Annotated in this window: 22 protein-coding genes, 1 riboswitch and 1 other annotated feature; of the genes, 9 read left to right on the forward strand and 13 right to left on the reverse strand. The window is 30.8% G+C overall.

The window, feature by feature from the left end; translation table 11 throughout:
• Positions 1-311 precede the first annotated feature (311 nt).
• The 3 genes from ABID14_RS09105 to ABID14_RS09115 all read right to left on the reverse strand — a co-directional run bounded on the left by ABID14_RS09105 (position 312) and on the right by ABID14_RS09115 (position 5,248).
• The gene (locus ABID14_RS09105) at positions 312-2,111 is read right to left on the reverse strand and encodes a homoserine O-acetyltransferase/O-succinyltransferase family protein (RefSeq protein ID WP_354369310.1); all 1,800 of its coding nucleotides are present in this window, start codon (positions 2,109-2,111) and stop codon (positions 312-314) included.
• A 23-nt stretch (positions 2,112-2,134) separates the two neighbouring features.
• Entirely contained in the window at positions 2,135-3,415 is a 1,281-nt protein-coding gene (locus ABID14_RS09110) for an O-acetylhomoserine aminocarboxypropyltransferase/cysteine synthase family protein (protein ID WP_354369312.1), read from the reverse strand.
• A gap of 36 nt (positions 3,416-3,451) precedes the next feature.
• Positions 3,452-3,685: a binding site (T-box leader), on the reverse strand.
• Positions 3,686-3,739: 54 nt separating this feature from the next.
• Positions 3,740-5,248, reverse strand: coding sequence for a pyruvate kinase (locus tag ABID14_RS09115; protein ID WP_354369314.1), 1,509 nt, complete (start codon positions 5,246-5,248; stop codon positions 3,740-3,742).
• Positions 5,249-5,444: 196 nt separating this feature from the next.
• Here ABID14_RS09115 and ABID14_RS09120 point away from each other — a divergent pair, with 196 nt between their 5' ends.
• The 3 genes from ABID14_RS09120 to ABID14_RS09130 are packed head-to-tail and all read left to right on the forward strand — an operon-like array spanning position 5,445 to position 7,805.
• Positions 5,445-5,780 (forward strand): thioredoxin family protein, encoded by a 336-nt coding sequence (locus ABID14_RS09120; RefSeq protein ID WP_354369316.1) that lies wholly within the window; start codon positions 5,445-5,447, stop codon positions 5,778-5,780.
• Positions 5,781-5,822: 42 nt separating this feature from the next.
• Complete coding sequence (locus ABID14_RS09125; RefSeq protein ID WP_354369318.1) at positions 5,823-7,070, forward strand: CHAD domain-containing protein; 1,248 nt, start codon at positions 5,823-5,825, stop codon at positions 7,068-7,070.
• A gap of 51 nt (positions 7,071-7,121) precedes the next feature.
• Entirely contained in the window at positions 7,122-7,805 is a 684-nt protein-coding gene (locus ABID14_RS09130) for an MgtC/SapB family protein (protein WP_354369320.1), read from the forward strand.
• Positions 7,806-7,842: 37 nt separating this feature from the next.
• On the opposite strand, the gene ABID14_RS09135 is transcribed toward ABID14_RS09130, so the two are convergent.
• From ABID14_RS09135 to pyrB, 10 genes are all read right to left on the reverse strand, one after another.
• Positions 7,843-8,775 carry a magnesium transporter CorA family protein gene (locus ABID14_RS09135; RefSeq protein WP_354369322.1) on the reverse strand — a complete coding sequence of 311 codons (933 nt, stop codon included), beginning with the start codon at positions 8,773-8,775 and terminating at the stop codon, positions 7,843-7,845.
• Between the two features lies 1 nt (position 8,776).
• Positions 8,777-9,229, reverse strand: a complete 453-nt coding sequence (locus tag ABID14_RS09140; RefSeq protein ID WP_354369324.1) for a nucleoside 2-deoxyribosyltransferase — start codon at positions 9,227-9,229, stop codon at positions 8,777-8,779.
• A 140-nt stretch (positions 9,230-9,369) separates the two neighbouring features.
• Complete coding sequence (locus ABID14_RS09145) at positions 9,370-10,641, reverse strand: L-cysteine desulfidase family protein (protein ID WP_354369326.1); 1,272 nt, start codon at positions 10,639-10,641, stop codon at positions 9,370-9,372.
• 210 nt (positions 10,642-10,851) lie between these two features.
• Positions 10,852-12,036 (reverse strand): pyridoxal phosphate-dependent aminotransferase, encoded by a 1,185-nt coding sequence (locus ABID14_RS09150; protein ID WP_354369328.1) that lies wholly within the window; start codon positions 12,034-12,036, stop codon positions 10,852-10,854.
• Between the two features lie 395 nt (positions 12,037-12,431).
• On the reverse strand, positions 12,432-12,998 hold the full coding sequence (locus ABID14_RS09155; RefSeq protein WP_354369330.1) for a chromate transporter: 567 nt from the start codon (positions 12,996-12,998) through the stop codon (positions 12,432-12,434).
• The gene (locus ABID14_RS09160; RefSeq protein WP_354369332.1) at positions 12,999-13,526 is read right to left on the reverse strand and encodes a chromate transporter; all 528 of its coding nucleotides are present in this window, start codon (positions 13,524-13,526) and stop codon (positions 12,999-13,001) included.
• 98 nt (positions 13,527-13,624) lie between these two features.
• Positions 13,625-14,530, reverse strand: a complete 906-nt coding sequence (locus ABID14_RS09165; protein WP_354369334.1) for a dihydroorotate dehydrogenase — start codon at positions 14,528-14,530, stop codon at positions 13,625-13,627.
• Positions 14,520-15,221 (reverse strand): dihydroorotate dehydrogenase electron transfer subunit, encoded by a 702-nt coding sequence (locus ABID14_RS09170; protein ID WP_354369336.1) that lies wholly within the window; start codon positions 15,219-15,221, stop codon positions 14,520-14,522. The genes ABID14_RS09165 and ABID14_RS09170 overlap by 11 nt, the downstream gene beginning before the upstream one ends.
• 1 nt (position 15,222) lies before the next feature.
• The gene (locus tag ABID14_RS09175) at positions 15,223-15,654 is read right to left on the reverse strand and encodes an aspartate carbamoyltransferase regulatory subunit (protein ID WP_354369338.1); all 432 of its coding nucleotides are present in this window, start codon (positions 15,652-15,654) and stop codon (positions 15,223-15,225) included.
• Positions 15,651-16,562 carry an aspartate carbamoyltransferase gene (gene pyrB / locus ABID14_RS09180; protein ID WP_354369340.1) on the reverse strand — a complete coding sequence of 304 codons (912 nt, stop codon included), beginning with the start codon at positions 16,560-16,562 and terminating at the stop codon, positions 15,651-15,653. The genes ABID14_RS09175 and pyrB overlap by 4 nt, the downstream gene beginning before the upstream one ends.
• A gap of 134 nt (positions 16,563-16,696) precedes the next feature.
• On the opposite strand from pyrB, the gene ABID14_RS09185 reads away from it, so the two are divergent.
• The 6 genes from ABID14_RS09185 to ABID14_RS09210 all read left to right on the forward strand — a co-directional run bounded on the left by ABID14_RS09185 (position 16,697) and on the right by ABID14_RS09210 (position 21,210).
• Positions 16,697-17,233 (forward strand): guanylate kinase, encoded by a 537-nt coding sequence (locus ABID14_RS09185; RefSeq protein WP_354369342.1) that lies wholly within the window; start codon positions 16,697-16,699, stop codon positions 17,231-17,233.
• 97 nt (positions 17,234-17,330) lie between these two features.
• Positions 17,331-17,726, forward strand: a complete 396-nt coding sequence (locus tag ABID14_RS09190; RefSeq protein ID WP_354369396.1) for an S-layer homology domain-containing protein — start codon at positions 17,331-17,333, stop codon at positions 17,724-17,726.
• A complete protein-coding gene (locus ABID14_RS09195; protein WP_354369344.1) occupies positions 17,708-17,857 on the forward strand; it encodes an S-layer homology domain-containing protein in 150 nt (49 codons plus the stop codon). The genes ABID14_RS09190 and ABID14_RS09195 overlap by 19 nt, the downstream gene beginning before the upstream one ends.
• 215 nt (positions 17,858-18,072) lie before the next feature.
• Positions 18,073-18,184: riboswitch (FMN riboswitch) on the forward strand.
• Positions 18,185-18,238: 54 nt separating this feature from the next.
• Positions 18,239-19,348 (forward strand): bifunctional diaminohydroxyphosphoribosylaminopyrimidine deaminase/5-amino-6-(5-phosphoribosylamino)uracil reductase RibD, encoded by a 1,110-nt coding sequence (gene ribD, locus ABID14_RS09200; protein WP_354369346.1) that lies wholly within the window; start codon positions 18,239-18,241, stop codon positions 19,346-19,348.
• Between the two features lie 4 nt (positions 19,349-19,352).
• Complete coding sequence (locus ABID14_RS09205; protein WP_354369398.1) at positions 19,353-19,988, forward strand: riboflavin synthase; 636 nt, start codon at positions 19,353-19,355, stop codon at positions 19,986-19,988.
• A gap of 10 nt (positions 19,989-19,998) precedes the next feature.
• Positions 19,999-21,210, forward strand: a complete 1,212-nt coding sequence (locus ABID14_RS09210) for a bifunctional 3,4-dihydroxy-2-butanone-4-phosphate synthase/GTP cyclohydrolase II (protein WP_354369348.1) — start codon at positions 19,999-20,001, stop codon at positions 21,208-21,210.
• Positions 21,211-21,214: the final 4 nt, after the last annotated feature.

A 21,214-nucleotide genomic window follows, 5' to 3' on the forward strand; every position in this document is an offset into this window, starting at 1 on the left:
TCCGCTCGGAATGACAGTTGTGGGGGGTTGTCTTGTATATGCATTTCATTTCTTAATAGCTTTTCTTTTTATTTTTCAAAAAAATCTTATATTTGCTTTTACAAAACTACCCCTCTATAGGCAGATTCCCCACTCTTCGAGTACACGACGACTTTCTAAACCCTTCGGCTTTTCCGCTCGGAATGACAGTTGCGGGGGTTGTCTTGTATATGCATTTCATTTCTTAATAGCTTTTCTTTTTATTTTTCAAAAAAATCTTATATTTGTTTTTATAAAGCAATTCCTATACGGGCAGATTTCTCAATTATCTCTTAAATATTACTTATTTCTGTCCCTTCAAAGTCCGGATTATTTGTGTTTAAAACTTTTATCTTTATATTTTTATCTCGAGCTGGTTTTATTGCATCTCTTTGATAAACCTCCGCTCCAGACTCTATAATTTCGTCTAATTCATCATAAGTTAAATGCTGAAAGCTTTTGGCATTTTTATTTTTATTAGGATCCTCTGTCATCACTCCATCTACATCTGTCCAGTTTTCGTAAATTTCAGAATTTAAGGCACTAGCTACAATTGAGCCAGTATAGTCTGAACCTCCTCTTTCAAATATTTTTATATTTCCATTTTCATCAGACCCGTAAAATCCGGGTATTACAACTTTTTTACCTTTTGCAATACTTTTTCTTATTAGTTCAACACTTCTTACCGTGTCAACTATCCCATTGTAGTCAAATTTTATCAATTCTTTTGCATCTACAAATTCATAATCTAAATACAAAGACATGAGTTTTGCATTTAAATATTCTCCTCTACTTATTATAAAATCACGTGATGAAGATTTTTCAATTTGTAAAAATACATTGTTTAATTCTCTAGAAAATTCCTGTTCAACTTTTAAATCTTCTGCTATATTCTCAAATCTTAGTTTTACTTTGTCTAAATAACTAGAAATCATATTTTCTTTTAATTTTATTTCTTTTTTCAGTCTCTTTAATACAATTTCCAATTCGTTTAAGTCATCTCTGATTTTAGATATTTCTATCAAATCATCTGTAACTTTGATATCATCTTTATTTCTCTTCCCAGGAGCAGATACAACTATGACATCTGTGTCTTTTTTGGAATTAATAATTTCTTTTACCTTGTTAAATTTATCGGCATCACTTAATGAAGATCCTCCAAATTTAGAAACTTTTTTCTTTTGAATTTCATTTAAATAAAATGGTGTTTCCTGGTAAACACAATAGTTTAACCAATTTGAAAAGAATAAATTGCCATTTGAACGCCATCTCACTTTTATACCATTATCAGGATTATCATTTTTGTAATAATTTTTAGGCAAAGCAATGTTTAAACCCTTAGATAAATCTCTTAGATATTCTTTTTCAAGGATATCTTTATCATATTCCCAATGACCAAATGAAAAAATAAATCTGTTATCTTTAGTTGTTGCTAGTGATACCCCTGTATCTGATCTATGGGCAAGAACATCTAAATCTTTAACTTTTAAAATATCTTCGTAATTGACCCTACTATGTCTTGAATGAGGGACATAAAAGTCATCATCAAACCCTTTCAATAGTTTGCTATCTTGTAAAACTTCGTATTCGAATACTCCAAAAATTTTCTCAGAAGTGACTTTGCTTTTTATTCCATAATAATAATGCAGAGCAGCTTGAGCCGACCAACATATAAACATTGTAGAATATACATTAGTCTTTGCAAAATCAAAGATTTCTTTTAATTCTTCCCAATATTTTATATCTTCATAAGCCAAGGTCTCCACCGGAGCCCCTGTAACTATCATTGCATCGTATTTATTATTTTTAATTTCATCATATGTTTTGTAAAACTTTTGAAGATGATTTATTGAAGTATTTTTTCCTTCGTATGAATTCATTCTAATTAAGTCAATTTTTATTTGAAGAGCTGAGTTTGTAAGCATTCTCAAAATTTGAACTTCTGTCTCTTCTTTTTTGGGCATCAAGTTAACTATGGCAATATTTATTGGTCGTATATCCTGCGAATTTGCTCTTTCTTCTTCCATTGTAAATATTTTTTCTTGTTCTAGTATATCTTCTCCAATTAAATTTTGGGGTATTATTAATGGCATTTTTAACTCCTTAGATAAATTAATTAAATTTCTGCAAAAGCTTTTTCTAAATCTTCTATAATGTCATCTACATTTTCTATTCCAATTGACAGCCTCACCATATTAGGAAGTATTCCACTTTCAAGCTGTGCCTTCTCACTTAATTGTCTGTGAGTCATGCTCGCTGGGTGTAGTGCATGACTTCTAGTATCAGCCACATGGACAACCAATGAAACTAATCTGAGACTATTAATCCATTTTTTTGTTTCTTTAATATTTCCTTTAACTCCAAAGGATATTACTCCACTTGCTCCTTTTGGCAAATATTTTTTTGCAATTTCGTAAGAGTTTGAACTTTCTAATAAAGGATAATGTACCCACTCTACCTTTTCATGTCCTTCTAAAAACTTAGCAATTTTTAATGCATTCTCTGAATGTCTTTCCATTCTAAGTGCCAATGTTTCCGTCCCTAAATTCATAATAAATGCGTTAAATGGACTAAGTGTGGTTCCAAAATCTCTGAGATAAACTACTCTTGTTTTTGTAATATATGCTGCATCTTTAAAAGTTTCAGTGTAACTAAGTCCATGATAATTTGGATCTTTATCTGTCAAACAAGAAAATTTTCCATTATTCCAATTAAATTTACCGGAATCTATTATTAATCCACCTACACTTGTAGCATGACCGTCAATATATTTTGTAGCAGAATGTGTCACTATATCCGCTCCAAATTCTATTGGTCTACATAGAAAAGGTGTAGCAAAAGTATTATCAACTATTAGTGGAATATCATGATTATGAGCGATATTTGCTATCTTTTCTATATCCAAAACTTCCACTCCAGGATTACCTATAGTCTCACCAAATATAAGTTTAGTTTTGTCATCAATTGCATCTTCTAATTTTTGAAAATCATTTAGCGGAACAAATTTTGTTTTTATTCCAAATTTTTCAAGTGTCGAACCAAGAAGTGTGTAAGTGCCACCGTATATATTATTTAATGCAACGATATTTTCGCCACCCGCACAAATTGTGAGAACTGCCAATAAATTAGCAGCTTGGCCTGAAGATGTAGCAACAGAAGCTACTCCACCTTCTAATTTTGCAATTTTTTCTTCCAAAACTGCAACTGTCGGGTTAGAAATACGAGAATACATATGTCCTTCTTTTTCTAAATCAAATAGTGCCGCTACTTCATCTGCATCGTCATATTTAAATGTAGTAGACTGCACTATTGGTGCTATTCGTGGTTCTCCATTTTTGGGTTCATATCCTGCTTGCACACATAAACTTTCTAAATTTAAATTTTCTAAATTTGACATTTAATTACCTCCAGATAATAAAAAAACTCCCGTCCCCTAAAGGACGAGAGCAAAACTCGTGTTACCACCTTAATTTATTCTTATTTCACAACAAGAACCTCTTCAGGTACTATCATACCCTATCTCTATAACGGGAGAACCCGTAAATATCTAAATATCGATATTTCCCAGCCAAAAGACCATGTTCCCCAATCTTCTAAATACTTCTCTCACCAAACGAAGCTCTCTGTGATTTTTTCAAAAAGGTACTCTTCTTTTCAATGGTTTTTATATTGTTTAGTATTCTACTACAAATCTATATTTAAAGTCAAGCAAATTTTTGAATTATTTTTTGTCCAATTTTGCAATATTTAATGCTCTAAGCTGAGGGGTCTTTTTATATTGGTGAATTTCAACATTTTTTAATATATCAACTAACATCTTCAAAGCTTCATTTAGAAACTCACCTTTATTTAACATTATACATTCGGCAAGAGAACCTTCAACTACATCTGTAATTTCAGCACGAGTTGGTATACCATTTTCTACTAAATTTGCAAAAACTTCTGTAGCCCATACTACTGGAATATTAGCTGCTTCACAAACCCAAGATATTTCTTGTTGTAATTCTGCAAGTCTAATATATCCTACTTCAACAGCTAAATCACCACGTGCAATCATTATAGAGAATGGGTTTTTGCTTGCACCTGCCAAAATTATTTCAGCAACATTCTCCACTCCAGATAAAGTTTCAATCTTAGCCATTACTGATTTTTCTTTCATATCATCACCCAAGATTTTTTGCAATTCATCTTGAATTATAAATATATCCTCTTTAGATCTAATAAAAGAAAAACAAATTATATCTGCCCATTTAGAAACAATTTTTAAATCTTCTAAATCTTTTTCGCTTAAAATATCTATCTTAAAATCGGTGTCAGGAAAATTTAAGCCCTTTTCTGGTTTTATACGAATGCTTTCTCCATTTACATTTTCTACACCAAGAAATGCACCATTTTCATATATTTCCTCAACATCTGCTTCCACAATTCCATCATCAATTCGTACTCTATCTCCCACTTTTAAAGAATCAAAAACTTGGGGAACTGTGGTTCCCAATACGACTTTAGCCTTTGAATTAATCTCTTCAAGTTTAGGAATCTCTCTTACTATTTGAATTAAATCTCCTTTTGAAACTTTGGGTTTTTTCTCTCTAGTCCATACCCAGTCAACTCTTATTTTCGGCCCACATATATCAAATTGAACTTTGACTTCTTTGTTTAACTTTGCAGATGCTTTTTTTACATTGTTGACCATCTTTTGCCAAATCTTTTCGTTATCATGAGAGCAATTAATTCTGGCAACATTCATTCCATTTTCAACTAAATCTTCTACAAATTTATAGTCATGAGCACATTCTGTGGCGAGAGTAACCATAATTCTGGTTTCATAGTCTTTGGCTTTTGGTCCGAAAATTTCTTCTGTATTTTTTTCGAGTCTCTTTCTTCCATCCCTAAATTCTTCTAGAGGTGGATGTTTAAAATCTTCAGTAGAATCAGACAAATCAGCCAGAGTTGCAAGCAAAGATTCCAGTGTCGATAAAGTCTTTGATTCCAATCGTCCAAGTGACGATAGCCCCCAAGGTATTAAAGCATTTTGTATACTTCTAATATCAATTTGTCTAAGTGTTAAATAATAAAGAAGATTTTTGGCAGAATCTTTAAACTCTTCTCTAGAAATTTTATCTTCCCATTTTTTATATTCTTCGTTACCTCCTTTAAGTACAAATTTATATAGAGCATATATTTCTCGAAACAAATCTTCGGTACTTTTATAACCTAATTCAAAACGCATAATTACAACTCCTATTCTTAAAATATGTATCGCTATTTAATAGATTTCCCATTTAATAAAGCTCAAACGTTTTATCGTTTTATTAAAGTAAATTCTTTGTAAAATGTATTGTAAATTTCCTAATTCGCTCTAAATTGCTAAAAAAATTGTGTTAATGGGTATAATCATTTAAAAAGATAGCAAAGGGTTGATGATAATGAAAGAAATAAAAAGTTATGAGGAATTAACTCAGAAAATAAATGGAGAAGACTTATTCCTTTTATATGCTACTATGCCCTATTGCCCCGTTTGTCACAGTGATTTGCCAAAAATTATAAAACTTGCAGCCGAATCCAAAATCGATTTATATAAAATTAATTTATATGAAGTTCCAAAAGCTCAAGGACAATTATCACTGATGAGTGCACCTTGTGTGATAATTTTTTTCAAAGGTCGAGAATGGCATAGACAAGCACGAATAATAAATTTTAAGATTTTAAAATCAAAAATTACAAAACTTAAAGATAATATAAATTCTTCATCTTATCTTTAATTATGTAATTTTTATCGCTATATTTCATAGGAGGAAAGTATAATGTTATTGCGACTTAGTCTAGATGATTTAACAAATTTTGATAAAGATACGCCCGAAAAAATTGAGCGCAAAGAAAAAAGAATAAAAGCACTTGGACTAGCCCTACCTGAAGGTGATAAAACTTTATACTATGAAAATAGTTTTATTAAAGAAGCAAGAAAAGTGTCAAGATTATTTGGCGATACGAAGATGCGAGCAATATCTAAACTTACAAAAATAGAGCCAAATTCAAATATAATTATTATAGATAAACCCGAAAATTTAACCAAAGATTTATTAGAAAAAACTGGCGAAGAGGTGTCTTTTGATAAATCTATGGCTGTTCTTAGCTCCGTTGGAGAAAGTGGGAAAGAAACTGTACTTTGGAAACTAGACTCTAAAAAATGGATATACTTTGCTTATCCAAAAGAGGAAATATCTAAAATTCGAGAAAATGAAATAAGCTTGAAAGATATCATCAAACCACAAATAGAAAACAGCTACAATAAGATTAAAAAGAATTTAGATTATTTTATCGAAAAACCTGATGATATTGAATCCGTCCATAAATACAGAGTATCGATTAGAAGCTTTAGAGCTTTGGTATCTATGTTAAAACCTGTTATGAGCAAAAAAGCTTATCGCACAGTTCAAAACATATTTAGGGACAAAGCACAGGATGCTGCTAGATTAAGAGAACTCGATGTATTGATAAATAGATGGGAAGATATCCGCAACCAAGATGAAATTAATTTGCTAAAAGCCCTTCAAAAAGAAAGAAAACACGAGCAACAAAGACTTTTCAGAAATTTAACAAACCCAAGGACCAAAGAAGAGTTTGTCAGTGGAATTAATCTATTGTTACACGAACTTAAAAAATCAAAATGGAAAAAAATTGATGGAATCAAACTATTAGATAATAGATTAAATTCATGGTACAATTACGCACTAGAATCACTTTGGGAAATGGAAAAGTTTAATTTCCCCTATGTTCACAAAATTAGAATTAAGAGTAAAAAATACAGATATGTAGCTGAATACTTCGACGAATATCTAACTGATGAACAATCCGAGAGATATAATCTTTCTAAAGATAGACAAAAAGTCCTTGGACAAATTACCGATGCAATACGAAATCAAGAAGCTGTAAAAGAATTGTTCCCTATATTGAGTGTCAATGCATTTAGGGAGGCAAAAAAATTTATCGCAACTGAAAGAACTAGAGAAAAGGAATTATTAGAGAGTTTAGAACTCAAGAAAAGCAGATAAGTTTTAATGTATATAATATAGTTTTCAAGATTTCCATAAATATATAAAGGAATGATTGAAATGATTGTAAGAGAACTGAATTTATGGGAAGTATTTATTAGAATATTTCTCTCTATGATATTAGGTGGAATAATAGGAATCGACAGAAGTTTAAAAAATAGACCTGCTGGAATGAGAACACATATGCTTGTCTCAATTGGAGCATGCCTTGTAATGCTTATAAACCAATATATATATCAAGAATTTAAAACATCAGATCCCGCTAGAATGGGTGCTCAAGTTGTAAGTGGAATTGGATTTTTGGGAGCTGGAACAATAATAATTTCGCATCATCGGAAAATCACTGGACTTACTACTGCTGCAAGCTTATGGGCATCAGCATCTGTAGGATTAGCCCTTGGTATAGGCTTTTATGAAGCTGCATTAATTGGCGGGGCAGCAATATTTGCATCCGTTTCATTACTTCTTAATCTAGATGATAAAATAGATAAATTACAAAAAGATATAGAAATTTACGTTGAACTTCACAACGGATGCACATTAAAAGATTTTTTGCACCTAATGTATCACAATGGGTATAAGGTTAGCCAAGTTCAAATGCCAGATAATAATATTAAATCAAAACACATTACTATGTTTACATGCCTTATTAAATCAGATGAGAGAATTTTTCAAACGCATTTAATAGAAGTTTTAGAAAATGCCTATGAAGTTGCTGACTATGAAATATTATAAATACTAAAAAATATTAAAATTAAAATTTAATAATATTTTAAAAATAATTCTTTTTTTTCAAGATAATTAAAGTTATTACAGATATAATCACACACAAAAATATCAAAATCCAAAATGCAAAAGGATTATTTTCCCATGGCAATTTTACGTTCATTCCCCATATTCCACCTATAATAGTCGGTATAGTCATGAGAATAGTAACAGAAGTGAGAGTTTTCATAACTTCATTAAGATTATTGTTTATAACATTTGTATATAATTCTGAAAGTTTATCTAGCATCATAGTTGAATTTTCTATCATCACACGGGCTTGTTTATTTTCCACTTGCAAATCATGCAATAAATAGTCTCTGTTTTCAGACTCAGATAAATATTCAAGCTCAAATATACTCTCTATTACTGGTCCATTTTCTCTAATTGACATTTGAAAAAGAGTAAGGCTTTTTTGAATTTCAATTATTTTTTCTAGATAGTGAGTTCTTGTAGATAGACGAGTTTGGCACTCAAGAGCATCAATTTCTTCATTTAATATTTTTATATAATCAATATATGTTTTTGAGATTTCCCAAGCCATTTCCAAAACAAAATTTTCAATTTCTTCTATTTTATCCATTTTGTGAGCTTGTTTAGATTTTAATTTTTCAAAAACTTCTGAATCCTGATTATAAATTGTTATTACTTTTTGGTTCGCTATTATTATTGCTATTGGCCTTGTTACATACTCAATATTAGAAATTTTTATAGGATAACTGAGTATAAAAAGATTTGGCCTCTCATCTTCTAAACCTTCGGTGCGAGGAAGTTCATAAGGGTCACTAATATCAAAAACATAATCTCTTGGCAAATCAAATTTTTTAAATAAACTCTTTAGCTCATCTTCTGTAGGATTCATAATCTCTAACCAAGTATAACTACTTGTATCCTCAGTGGGTACAAAATTTTTGTCTTTTAAAATATATCTATTATGCATATTATAAACACTCTTTCAATTGTATATCTAAAATTTTACACGCCTCTTCAAAACTATGAGCAAAAAATCCATTTTTTAGTATAGCCCCTAGAACATAATGATTCATGCCTACAGTAGGAACATCATAAGCATTTGCAGATGAAAGTCTAATATCTGAATTTATACCAATAATAATTTTTGTGTCAGTATAAATTGCGATGCCAAGTTCTGCAGCTACTCCAGAATCTTCTTTTGAAACATCACAAATAAAAATATCACATTCTTCAACAGCTTTAGTATCACCCTCATAAATTTCAATTGCCGATGGTAAAGATTCTTTGTCATCATTGAAAGGTTGATCAATAGGGTTAAAAATATCAAGTTGAGGAAATCTTTCACGTAAAATTCTTCCTTCCAATTTCCGCTGATTGACATCAGCCTCGTTAAATAATGCTCCCGCTAAATATAATTTCATTTTTTACCTTCCTTGTTGTATTTAAATTTATAAATAAAATTTTTAATTAAGCTTTCCTTGATACATACCACTAAAGTTGATGTTCAAAACTTATTAAAAAAAAAGCAAAATGAAAAAACATCTTGCTTTACTTCTTATTTTTAAAATTCTTTTAGATAATCTCTATTTTCAATCATTTCAGATAGAATAACTTCATCTGTTTTTTTCATGCCATATTTTGCTATATGACTAACTACATCTAGAGTTTTTTCTATCTCATCTTTTACAATTCCATCACCTGATTCAAATGTATTTTCTGTCTTCGCTTGATCATAAGATAAAAACGCATTTCTAAGACTAGACGCAATTTTAGAAGCACAAGAAGCTTTTGCTCCATCACAAATCAGTCCTGAATTAGTAGCCAAAGTATTGACTAAAGTTTCAGCAATCACTTTTTTAGAATCATCTTTTAAATAAGCAATTCCACAAGCGGCAGCACCAGCAGCAGATACAACTCCACAATAAGCAGATAATTTTCCAATTCCTTGTTTCATATAAAGAGCTATTAAATTAGAGAATACTAAAGCCCTGTATAATTTCTCATCGCTAATATTATTATCTCTGGCAAAAACAATTACAGGAACTGAAACAGTGATTCCTTGATTCCCACTACCAGAATTTATAACAACAGGCTTTTCGGATCCACTCATACGTGCATCCGAAGCTGCAGAAGCATTAGCTACAAGCTTTTCAGAATAAATAGTATTAGCATTTTTATTTACAAGCTTTCCTATATTTGAACCATAATCATTAATTAAACCTTCTTTGGCAATGTCTATATTATAGTTAATTTGTCTATCAAGTATTGGCTTTAACTTTTCTAAATCGCAATTATTTGCAAATTCATATATGGCTTCAATAGATAAATCTACAGTTCTTGTATCAGTCTCTTCTCTTTTCTTTTGAAATAATAATTCTTTATTTTTCTCTATTAAAGTGATATTAGTATGTCCATCTTCAATTACTACACGAGCTTGGTCTTTTCCACTTTTTGCAATAATCTCTATATATAAAATTGCCACATCTCGCACCAAATTAATATCGAGTACACCATTTTTAATCTTATCATCCATTTCAGAAAGTCTAGTTTTATCAATATCTTCTAAAACTTCAAGTTTACGATCTGCATCTCCCAAAAAAGCACCTGCAACTACAGAAATAGGTATCCCCTTTCTTCCATCTGTACTTGGCACTTTAACAGAATTAGCATTCTTTATCATATTAGAGGATAAATTCGCAATAAGTTTTTCAGGCTCCTCACCCAAAGTTTTAACAGCTACAGCCGAGGCATAAGCAATTGCAATAGGTTCTGTGCACCCATATGCTACAACTAATTCCTCTTCTAAAAAATCATAATAATTCAAATACTGCACCTCCAGCCAAATTCTTTTGAATTATATGTAAAAACATAATACTATCACAAATATTATTAAAAATAATCATTTGTATAATATCTATTTATAGGATATCACAAAAGACATCTTTTTTATATAAGAAAAACTGTACCGTTTTATAATTTACTCTTAGTTATTTAATAATAATTTGAAATAAAAAAACTCTGCCTTTCGACAGAGATTCTTAATTTATGAATTTTTAAAATGCTTGCAAGCCTCTTCTATAATATCTAGCCCCGCTTTTATATCTTCTAAACTACTTGCATAGGAAAGTCTGACAAATCCTTCACCAGCAGAACCAAATACTGTACCAGGAACAATCGCCACACCTTTCTCATCTAAAAGATATTCACAGAACTCTTCACAACTTATGCCGATATCTTTCATATTTATGAAGGCATAAAAAGCACCCTGAGGTTTATTTAATGTTAGTCCATCAATCTCATTAACCCTTTTATAAATGAAATCTCTTCTTTTTTCATATTCACTAACCATTTTTAATACATCATTGTCAGCTTCTTTTAAAGCTGCAATCCCTGCATGTTGTACAAAAGATGTTGCACATGAAGTATTATGCTGATGTACCTTGTTAGCTTCTTTAATAAAATCAACAGGAGCAGCAATATAAGCAAGCCTAAATCCAGTCATTGAATATGATTTTGAAAAACCATCAATAGTAATAGTTCTTTCTTTCATTCTAGGCAATGAAGCAAAAGATACATGTTTGAAATCATCAAAAATTATGTCTTTGTAGATTTCATCAACTATTGCTACAATATCTTTTTCTTCCACAAAATCAGCCAACTTTTCAAGAGTTTCTCTGGTAAAAACTGAACCTATAGGGTTAGATGGATTTATGATAACCATAGCCTTTGTATTTTCATTGACCAGAGTCTCAAGTTCTTCAAAATCAATCTGAAAATCATTTTCTTGTGAAAGAGTATAAAATTTAGATTCTGCACCCATGATATGCACAGAATTTATATAATTTGTCCAACATGGATTTGGCAACAGAATTTCATCACCTGGTTCAAGCAAAGTTTGATATACATCAAAAATTGATTCGCTTGCACCTGCAGTAATTAAAATTTCTTCTGGTAAATAGTCTTGATTATTTTCTTTTCTAATTTTATCGGATATAGCCTTTCGAAGTTCTAAAATACCAAAATTAGATGTATAAAAAACATCACCATCTTCAATACTCTTAATTGTTGCATCTTTAATAACTTGAGGTGTTTGAAAATCTGGACGCCCAAGTTCAAAATGGTAAATTTTCTTGCCTTCACGCTCCATTACTATAGTTTTTTCGTTGATTTTTCTTATTCCAGAAGGTTGTACATTTTGCAATCTTTTTGAAATAAATTTTTTCATCATAGTTCCTCCCCAATTGGTAAAATATATTATTACTAAATCCTTTGTGTAATTTTGGTGTTAAAGTTTTGTATAAAATATTTATATTTTTCTAATCACTACTTTAAAGTAACACTTCTCAAAATATTAATTCTCTATATTATACACTAAAAATAGCAATTTTAATAATAAAATTTTTCAAAGAATGATAATTTATAGTGATAAACAAGATATAACAACTTAAAAATTTCTTTAATCTCAATATAATCATGTTCTATTTCTTATTTTATATAGTACGAGATAATTAAAAAGCAGAATTATCTCTACCTAAACTATTGTACCCAAATAATAAAATATCAATTATAAGTAAATCCAATAATATATTTATTGAGATATAATATTTTATTAAATGTTAAAAATTAAATAATCGTGTTAAAAATAATTCCACTTAATGCCCCTGCAAAAATTATTAATAAAGGATGTATTTTTTTAAATTTTCGCATTATAAATAAAAATACCAAAAATAGCCCTAACTCTAACGGTTTTATAATATCAATAAAATTTCCTGTCAGTTTGAACTTACTAACATTAAATAGGGTAATGACCATTACTTGAAACATGGCTCCTAAGATAAGTCCTGCTGTTGAGGGCCTCAAAGTTTCAAACATGTCTTTTACAACTTTTGAATTTTTAAACTTATCCATTGCATGACATATTATGAGTATAATTATCGTTGCAGGAATTATAAGTGAAATTGTAGCCACAATTGCACCAAGTATACCATAGGCTCTATACCCAGCAAAAGTTGCACAATTTATTCCAATAGCACCTGGAGTTGATTCAGAAACTGCTATCATGTCTAGAAGCTCACTTGATGAAAACCAATTATATTTTTGAGACATTTCTTGTAAAAAAGGTATTGTCGCCATGCCTCCTCCAACTGCAAATAGTCCTGTTTTTAAAAATTCTATAATCAATCTAATCATCTATTTTCTCCCCATTAAAATTCCTATCACTGCGACAATTATTACGACAATCATTGGAGATAGACTTAAAAATGCAATAGATATAAAAGTAAGAACGAAAATAACAAATTTAAATTTTGAATTTGCATTATCCTTTACCATTTTTATCACAGTATTTAAAACCAACGCACATACTGCAACTCTTATCCCCGAAAGAGCGTGTTGAATGATTTCTACATGCGAAAACTCACTCAAAAAATTTGCAATTGCTGTAATTATAATTATTGATGGCGTGATAAACCCAAGCGATACAATTATTGCTCCTATACTTCCCGCTTGTTTGTAGCCGCAAAAAGTTGAGGTGTTTACTGCGATAATTCCTGGTGTTGCTTGTCCTATGGCATAATAATCAAGTATTTCTTCTTTGGTCGCCCAATTTTTATTTAAAACAACTTCTCTTTCTAATAGAGGAAGCATTGCATATCCTCCCCCAAAGGTGAAAAGTCCCATTTTAAAAAATGTCAGATATAAATCTAGCAGAATGTTCATCTAATCAGCTCCCTTTAAAATTATAAAAAGTAGTAGCAAATATCGCTCTGGCGAAAAATTTTATTTACTACTACTTTAATTATATTTTTTTAAAATTTTTATACAAGTTTTCTTATATAATCTTCTACAGTTCTATTTTTTTCTTCTAAATATTTTTGAAGATTATCTATAATTTCTGCTGGTCCACTTGGATTCATAAAATTATATGTTCCAATTTGAACCGCACTGGCTCCAGCCATCAAAAATTCTAATACATCTTTATGATTTGTAATTCCGCCCATGCCAATAATAGGAATATTTACATTTGTAGCAACTTGATGCAAAATTCTTAGAGCAATTGGCTTTACACAAGGACCCGATAATCCTGCATAGATATTGTCAAAGACAATCTCTTCTCTTTCTACATCTATTCCCATTCCTAAAACTGTATTTATTAAAGATAAACCTGTAGCTCCTTCTGCTTCAACGGCTTTTGCTATTGAAACTATATCTCCTGCGTTGGGAGATAATTTGACAAATACTTTTTTATTTGTCTTTGCCATAACTTTTTTTACAACATTTGCAGCAGAGTCTTTTTCCATGCCAAAAGCCATTCCACCCTCTTTTACATTGGGACAAGAAATATTTAATTCAATTGCATCAAATTCATAGTCATTTAATATTTCTACAGACTCTACATATTCTTCTACAGTATTTCCACCTAAATTCACAAAAATTTTGGTTCCGAGGTTATTCATATCTTGTATTTTTTCTTTTACAAAAACTTCGACTCCTGGATTTTCTAAACCTATAGAATTTAAAATTCCTGATGGCGTTTCCCAAATTCTCGTTCCAGTATTACCTGGCTTAGGATATCTCGTGATTCCCTTTGAAGAGATTCCACCTAAAATAGTGGGAGAATAATATTTCTTGAACTCCTCACCAAATCCATAAGTTCCGCTTGCCATAATGATGGGATTTTGAAGTTTGATTCCAGCTAAATTAGTTTTAAGTCTAGTATCCAATTAACTCTTCCCCCTTAAAAATAGGCCCTTCTTTGCAAGATCTCTTTCTGCCCTTAGTTGTATCGCAAGTACAAGATAAGCAAGCTCCAACTCCGCAGCCCATACGTTTTTCCAAAGACACATAAGTCTTGCTGCCATGAACTTTAGCAAATTCAACTACTTTTTTCATCATGATCTCGGGGCCACAAGTATATATTAATTTATGTTTTTTAAAATCCACAATATCAGTTATATATCCGCCTTTTTTGACTATTAAGTTTACATCAACATCTAAGAACGCATTTTCAAGTTCCAAATCTTCCTGTTCACCAATATAAAGAGTAAGACTCGCTTTTGGTTTTAATTTTCTAATTTCTTTTATCAAATAATGAAATGGTGCAACGCCCACTCCACCACCAATCATTGCAAGTTCATCTACATTAGGATAAAACATATTTCCGTAAGGTCCGTAGAGTTTTATTTCATCGCCTATTTTTAGCTTTTCAATAATCTCAGTTCCAATACCACGTTTCTCTATTAAAAAATCTACCCCGTCAGTCACATCATATACTGATACTGGCCTTGAAAGTGTAGGAAAATTATCCCACGCACGCAACATAAAAAATTGCCCTGGGTACACTTTTGTCTTTAAATCAGTCCTCAAAATAAAATAATCTTTTGATACATTTTTATTTTCTAAAACCTTAGACATATTACTCCTCATAAGTTGTCAAAGTATCGCAATATTCACATCTATACTCTTTCTTGTCTTTGTCATATAAATAAAATTTATGAGTCGGTACAGTTCTTTCATAATTAGAAATACATCTTGGATTCTTGCATTGAAGCACTCCTTCAACAACCTCTGGCATTTCCATTTGAAATTTTTTAACTCTTTCTCCATCTTTGATAAAATTCACTGTAGTATATGGAGCGATAAGCCCAAGAATAGTAAAATCTAAATCATAATCTGTTTCGATTTTGATTAAATCTTTCTTGCCCATTTTAGAAGAAGAAATATTTTGCATCATCACCACTGTATCATCTACTTTATGAAGGTTTAGTGCTTTATATAGAACCTGAGCTGTACCACTTTCTATATGATCTAGTACAATTCCTTTTTTTATTTTTGAAACATTTATCATTTTTCTACCCCCAATAAATACATAATAAGAGCCATTCTTCCATACATACCAAATTTTGTTTGTTCAAAATAAACTGATCTTTCGTCATCATCTACATCTGTAGATATTTCATTTACCCTAGGAAGTGGATGAAGTACAATACAATCCTCTTTAGCATACTTCATCTTTTCTTCAGTTAAAATATAAATATCTTTTAATCTTTCGTACTCATCTGATGAAACAAATCTTTCCTTTTGCACTCTCGACATATAAAGTACATCAAGTTTAGAAATTGCTTCCATTAAATCATTAGTTTCCTCATAATTTTCTTTATCAATAAAGTTTTTAAATGGATCAGGCATTTTTAATTCCTCTGGAGAGATGAAAACAAATTTTACATTTTCATATCTATTCAAAGCTCTTACAAGTGAGTGGATAGTTCTACCAAACTTTAAATCTCCACAAACACCCACTGTCAAGTTGTCAAATCCACCTTTGTAATGTCTTATTGTTATTAAATCCGCAAGAGTTTGTGTTGGATGGAAGTGGCCACCATCTCCCGCATTAATAATTGGCATTGTTGTTACAGCCTTTGAAGCAAGTAGTGCAGCACCCTCTTTTGGATGACGCATTGCACAAATATCTGCATAATTTTCCATGACACGAATTGTGTCAGATAGAGTTTCACCTTTTGTTGTTGAACTTACACCTGCATCTGAAAAACCTATCACTCCACCGCCAAGTCTTAACATTGCTGTTTCAAAAGATAGGCGTGTTCTAGTAGAAGGCTCAAAAAAAAGACTGGCTAATAATTTATTTTTACAAACACTAGAAAAATCTTCGGGGTTTGCAATAATATCATCAACCAGACTAAATATCTTTTCGTACTCTTCTTTTGTAAAATCTAATGGCTCAATTAAATGTTTCATTATTTCCTCCATTCTTAATTATTAGGAATATAATAATACAAAAAAATCAATTTGTAAAGGTCGACTTTTCATGAAAACATTGTTATAATACAAAAAAGTTTAATTGTAAATAGAAAATACCAAAGGAGGTATCTATGATTTATTTAATCGTGGGAAATTCAGGCTCAGGTAAAAGTACAATAGCAAATGCACTCATAAAACTAGAAATAAACAAAATCACAACTTATACAACTAGACCACCTAGACCTAGTGAGATTCCAGGTATTGACTATAATTTTATTTCAATTGAAGATTTTAAAAAATTAGATGAAAATGACAAATTTATTGGCACTACAAATTATGTAGGAAATTTTTATTCAACTTTAAAAAAAGATTTAGACAAAAATTATTTAGGCGACGAAAACTGTGTAATTGTAGTTGATAAAAAAGGCGTAAAAGAAATAAAAGAAGAATATCCAAAATCAGTATGTATATATTTAGAATGTTCTGACGAAGTATTAAAAAATCGAATGATTAATAGAAATGATGATCCAGAAAATATAGAAAAAAGATTAAAAGAAAATGAAGATTTGTCACCAATAGCAGACTACAAAGTAAATGCCAATAAAGATATAGATTCCGTATATGAAGATGTGGTTACAATTATTAAAAAAACAAAAAATAATATTTGATAAGTATCTACAGTTTTAAAGCTGTAGATTTTTTATGTTAAAAATAAGAAAATAAAAAACAATTCCATCAAATGATGCTACTAAAGTATTTACAGATATCGAAAATCATTGGGCAAAAGACTATATATTAAAAGCAGTGGCGGACAAAATCGTAAGTGGTTATCCTGACAATACTTTTAGGCCACAAAATAATACCACAAGAGCTGAATTTGCATCACTTGCAAATAGAATATTTGGATATAATAATACGGGTAATATACATTTCAAAGATATAGCAGAAGATGCGTGGTATAAAAAAGATATAGAATGTCTTGCCGCAGAAGAACTCCTCTTTGGTGACGAAAACAATAACTTTAAACCAGAAGATAAAATTACCAGAGAGCAAATCGCAAGTATATTTGTTAGATATATTGAAAAAGTAAAACCAGAGCTTTTAAAAGAAGTACAAGAACTACCTTTTAAAGATAAGGAAAAGTGTCAGATTGGGCATTAGAAGATATCAAAAAAGCCTATACTATTGGCATAATCAATGGAAATGATAAAAATATGTTAAATCCTACCGATAAAGCCACAAGAGCCGAAGTAGTTGTCATGGTTTATAATCTAAAAAATATATTAAAGTAAAAATTAGCCTCGCTTTTGCGAGGTTATTTTTTAATAAATTTTAAATTATAATTAAAAATAAAAAAAATAAATTGATAAATGCATCAAAATAAATAATTGCCTATATTAAAGCAGTTGTCTAGAAAATTTTAAAGGAGGTTAATTTATATATTGTGCTAAACCACTATTGACAAAAAACGATTTATTGATATCATAGAATTATAAGTTAATAAACTTTATGTCTTCAGGGCGGGGCGTAATTCCCCACCGGCGGTAAAGTCCGCGAGCGAAAGCTGAATTGGTGTAATTCCAATACCGACAGTATAGTCTGGATGAAAGAAGAAATTTTTTTGTATTTATTTTTAGAGCCTTGAAATAGGCTCTTTTTTTATAGGAGAATTTATGTACTTTAATTTTGATGATGATTATTATATGTCTAGGGCTATTGAACTAGCCAAAAAAGGTGCTGGTTATACCCTTACTAATCCTCTTGTAGGCGCAGTCATAGTAAAAGATGATATGATAATAGGTGAAGGTTATCACGAAAAATTTGGCGCCCCACATGCGGAAGTAAATGCAATTATTGACGCAAAAAATCGAGGTGAAGACTTAATTGGCTCTACCCTTTATGTAAACTTGGAGCCATGCTCTCATCAAGGAAAAACGCCTCCATGTGCCAGCCGAATTGTCGATGAAAAGATTTCAAGAGTGGTCATTGGCACTAGAGATCCTTATCGAGAAGTTTCAGGAAATGGAATAAAAATTCTTGAAGATGCTGGAATAATTGTTGATGAATATGTAATGGAAGATGAGTGTTTAAATTTAAATGAGAGATATTTTTCTTATATCAAAAACAATAAACCCTTTGTGGTATTGAAATCTGCAATGACACTTGATGGGAAAATTGCCACCAAAACTGGTAACTCCAAATGGATTACTACAGAAGTATCTAGGAACTTCTCTCACGAATTAAGAGGTCAATTAGACGCAATAATGGTAGGTATAAATACTGTAATAAATGACAATCCAACACTAAATGTCAGATTTGGAAATTATAAAAATAGTCCTATTAGAATAATAGTAGACTCTACTCTTAGAATCCCTATCAATTCTAAAGTCCTTTCAAATGAACTTGTCTCTTTTAGTATAATTGCAACTACTAATAATTACGATAGAGAAAAGTTCGATTTGTTAAGCAAGAAAGAAAATGTTCGTATAGTCATAACAGACGATAAAAACGGTAAAGTTGACTTACAAGACTTGTTGCAAAAACTTAAAGAATTTAATATTTCGTCTATTCTACTTGAAGGTGGCGGGATGTTAAATGCTTCTATGCTAAAAGAAAATTTAGTCGACAAATTTTATTTCTTCGTTGCACCAAAAATAATCGGATCTGATGGCAAAAATGCAATTGGTGAAATGAATTTTAAATATTTAAAAGATGTTATAGAAATTAAAGAAACTCGAGTTGAAAAAATGTCTGATGATATTTTAATAACTGGAAGGATGTGATTTTATTTTTACTGGAATAATAGAAGAAATAGGAGCATTAAATAATATCAGTAAAAAAAATGACCTGTACACGATAAATATAGCTTCTGAAAAGGTTTTGGAAGATACTTCTCTGGGAGACTCTATCGCAACAAATGGTGTATGCCTTACTGTAACTGATATTGGCAATAATTATTTTGAGGCAGAAGTAATGCCAGAGACGATAAATAACACTACATTTAAAAAGTTGCAGATAGGCAGTCCTCTAAATTTAGAGCGCGCTTTAAGTTCCACTAAAAGATTAGATGGTCATATTGTTCAAGGTCATGTAGATGGCGTGGGCAAAATACGCGATATAAAAAATATGTCACACGATATTGTTTATAAAATTTCTGCCGATGAAGATATTTTGAAATACATTGTAAATAAAGGTTCAATTGCCCTTGACGGGATAAGCCTAACTGTATCAAATGTCAATAAAAATTCTCTAGAAGTTTCAATAATACCAACTACCATTAAAGAAACTAATTTAGCAACAAAAAAAATTGGCGATTTAATCAATATAGAAACAGATATTATAGGGCGATATATTTATAAATTTTTAAATAAAGAAGAAAAAAGTAGTATAAGCTACGAATTTTTAAAAAATAGCGGTTTTTAAGGAGTAAAAAATGAAAGTTAACACAATAGAAGAAGTTGTAGAAGCTCTTCAAAATCAAGAGATAGTTATAGTTACCGATGACCCAAATAGAGAAAATGAAGGGGATATGATACTTGCCGCACAGTTCGCAACTGGTGAGAAGATAAACCAAATGGCTACTTTGGCTAAAGGCTTGATATGTATGCCTATGTCAAAAGAATATGCAAAAAAACTAGATTTACCACAAATGGTAGTAAAAAATACAGACAATCACGAAACTGCTTTTACAGTATCTGTAGACCATGTTGACACAACAACAGGAATATCAGCTTATGAGCGAGCACTTACAGCAGTAAAGCTTACTGAGGATGATATAAAACCAGAAGACTTTAGACGACCAGGCCACATGTTTCCACTAGTAGCAAAAGATGATGGTATCTTTGTTAGGGCAGGCCACACAGAAGCCACAGTTGATTTATTAAAAATTGCAGGTTTAAAAGAAGTCGGAATTTGCTGCGAAATTATGGCAGACGATGGACATATGATGAGAGGAAAAGAAATTTTTGAATTGGCACAAAAACTTGACCTCAAAATTACAACAACAGAAGAACTTCTACTATATAGAAAACGTCACGAAAAAATTGTAGAAAGAGTAGCATCTGCAAAACTTCCAACTAAATTCGGACAATTTATGGCACATGCTTATATAGATACAGTCACAGGTGAGCATCATATTGCCCTTGTAAAAGGTGAAATTGGTGACGGGACAGATGTTTTAACTAGAGTTCACTCTGAATGTTTAACTGGAGATTGCTTTGGTTCATCTCGTTGCGATTGTGGAAACCAACTCCACCTTGCCATGAGACAAATTGATGAAGAAGGACGTGGAATTTTACTATATATGCGTCAAGAAGGTCGTGGAATAGGTTTAGTAAATAAAATTAAGGCCTATGCGCTTCAAGATAAAGGAATGGATACAGTAGAAGCAAATTTAGCATTAGGTTTCCCAGAAGATGCCAGAGATTATTCTACGGGTGCACAAATTTTACAAGATTTAGGTGTAAAAGAACTTAGACTTTTGACTAACAATCCCGACAAAATTTATTCACTAAAAGAATTTGGCATGAAAATAAAACAGAGAGTGCCAATAGAAATTCACTCTACAAAACATGACGAATTTTATTTAAGAACAAAAGCAGAAAAGATGAATCATTTATTGACAGAATTTAATAATATTATCTAATTAG

Origin of the sequence: Peptoniphilus olsenii (assembly GCF_040545475.1) — a bacterium.
GTDB classification, from domain to species: domain Bacteria; phylum Bacillota; class Clostridia; order Tissierellales; family Peptoniphilaceae; genus Peptoniphilus_A; species Peptoniphilus_A olsenii.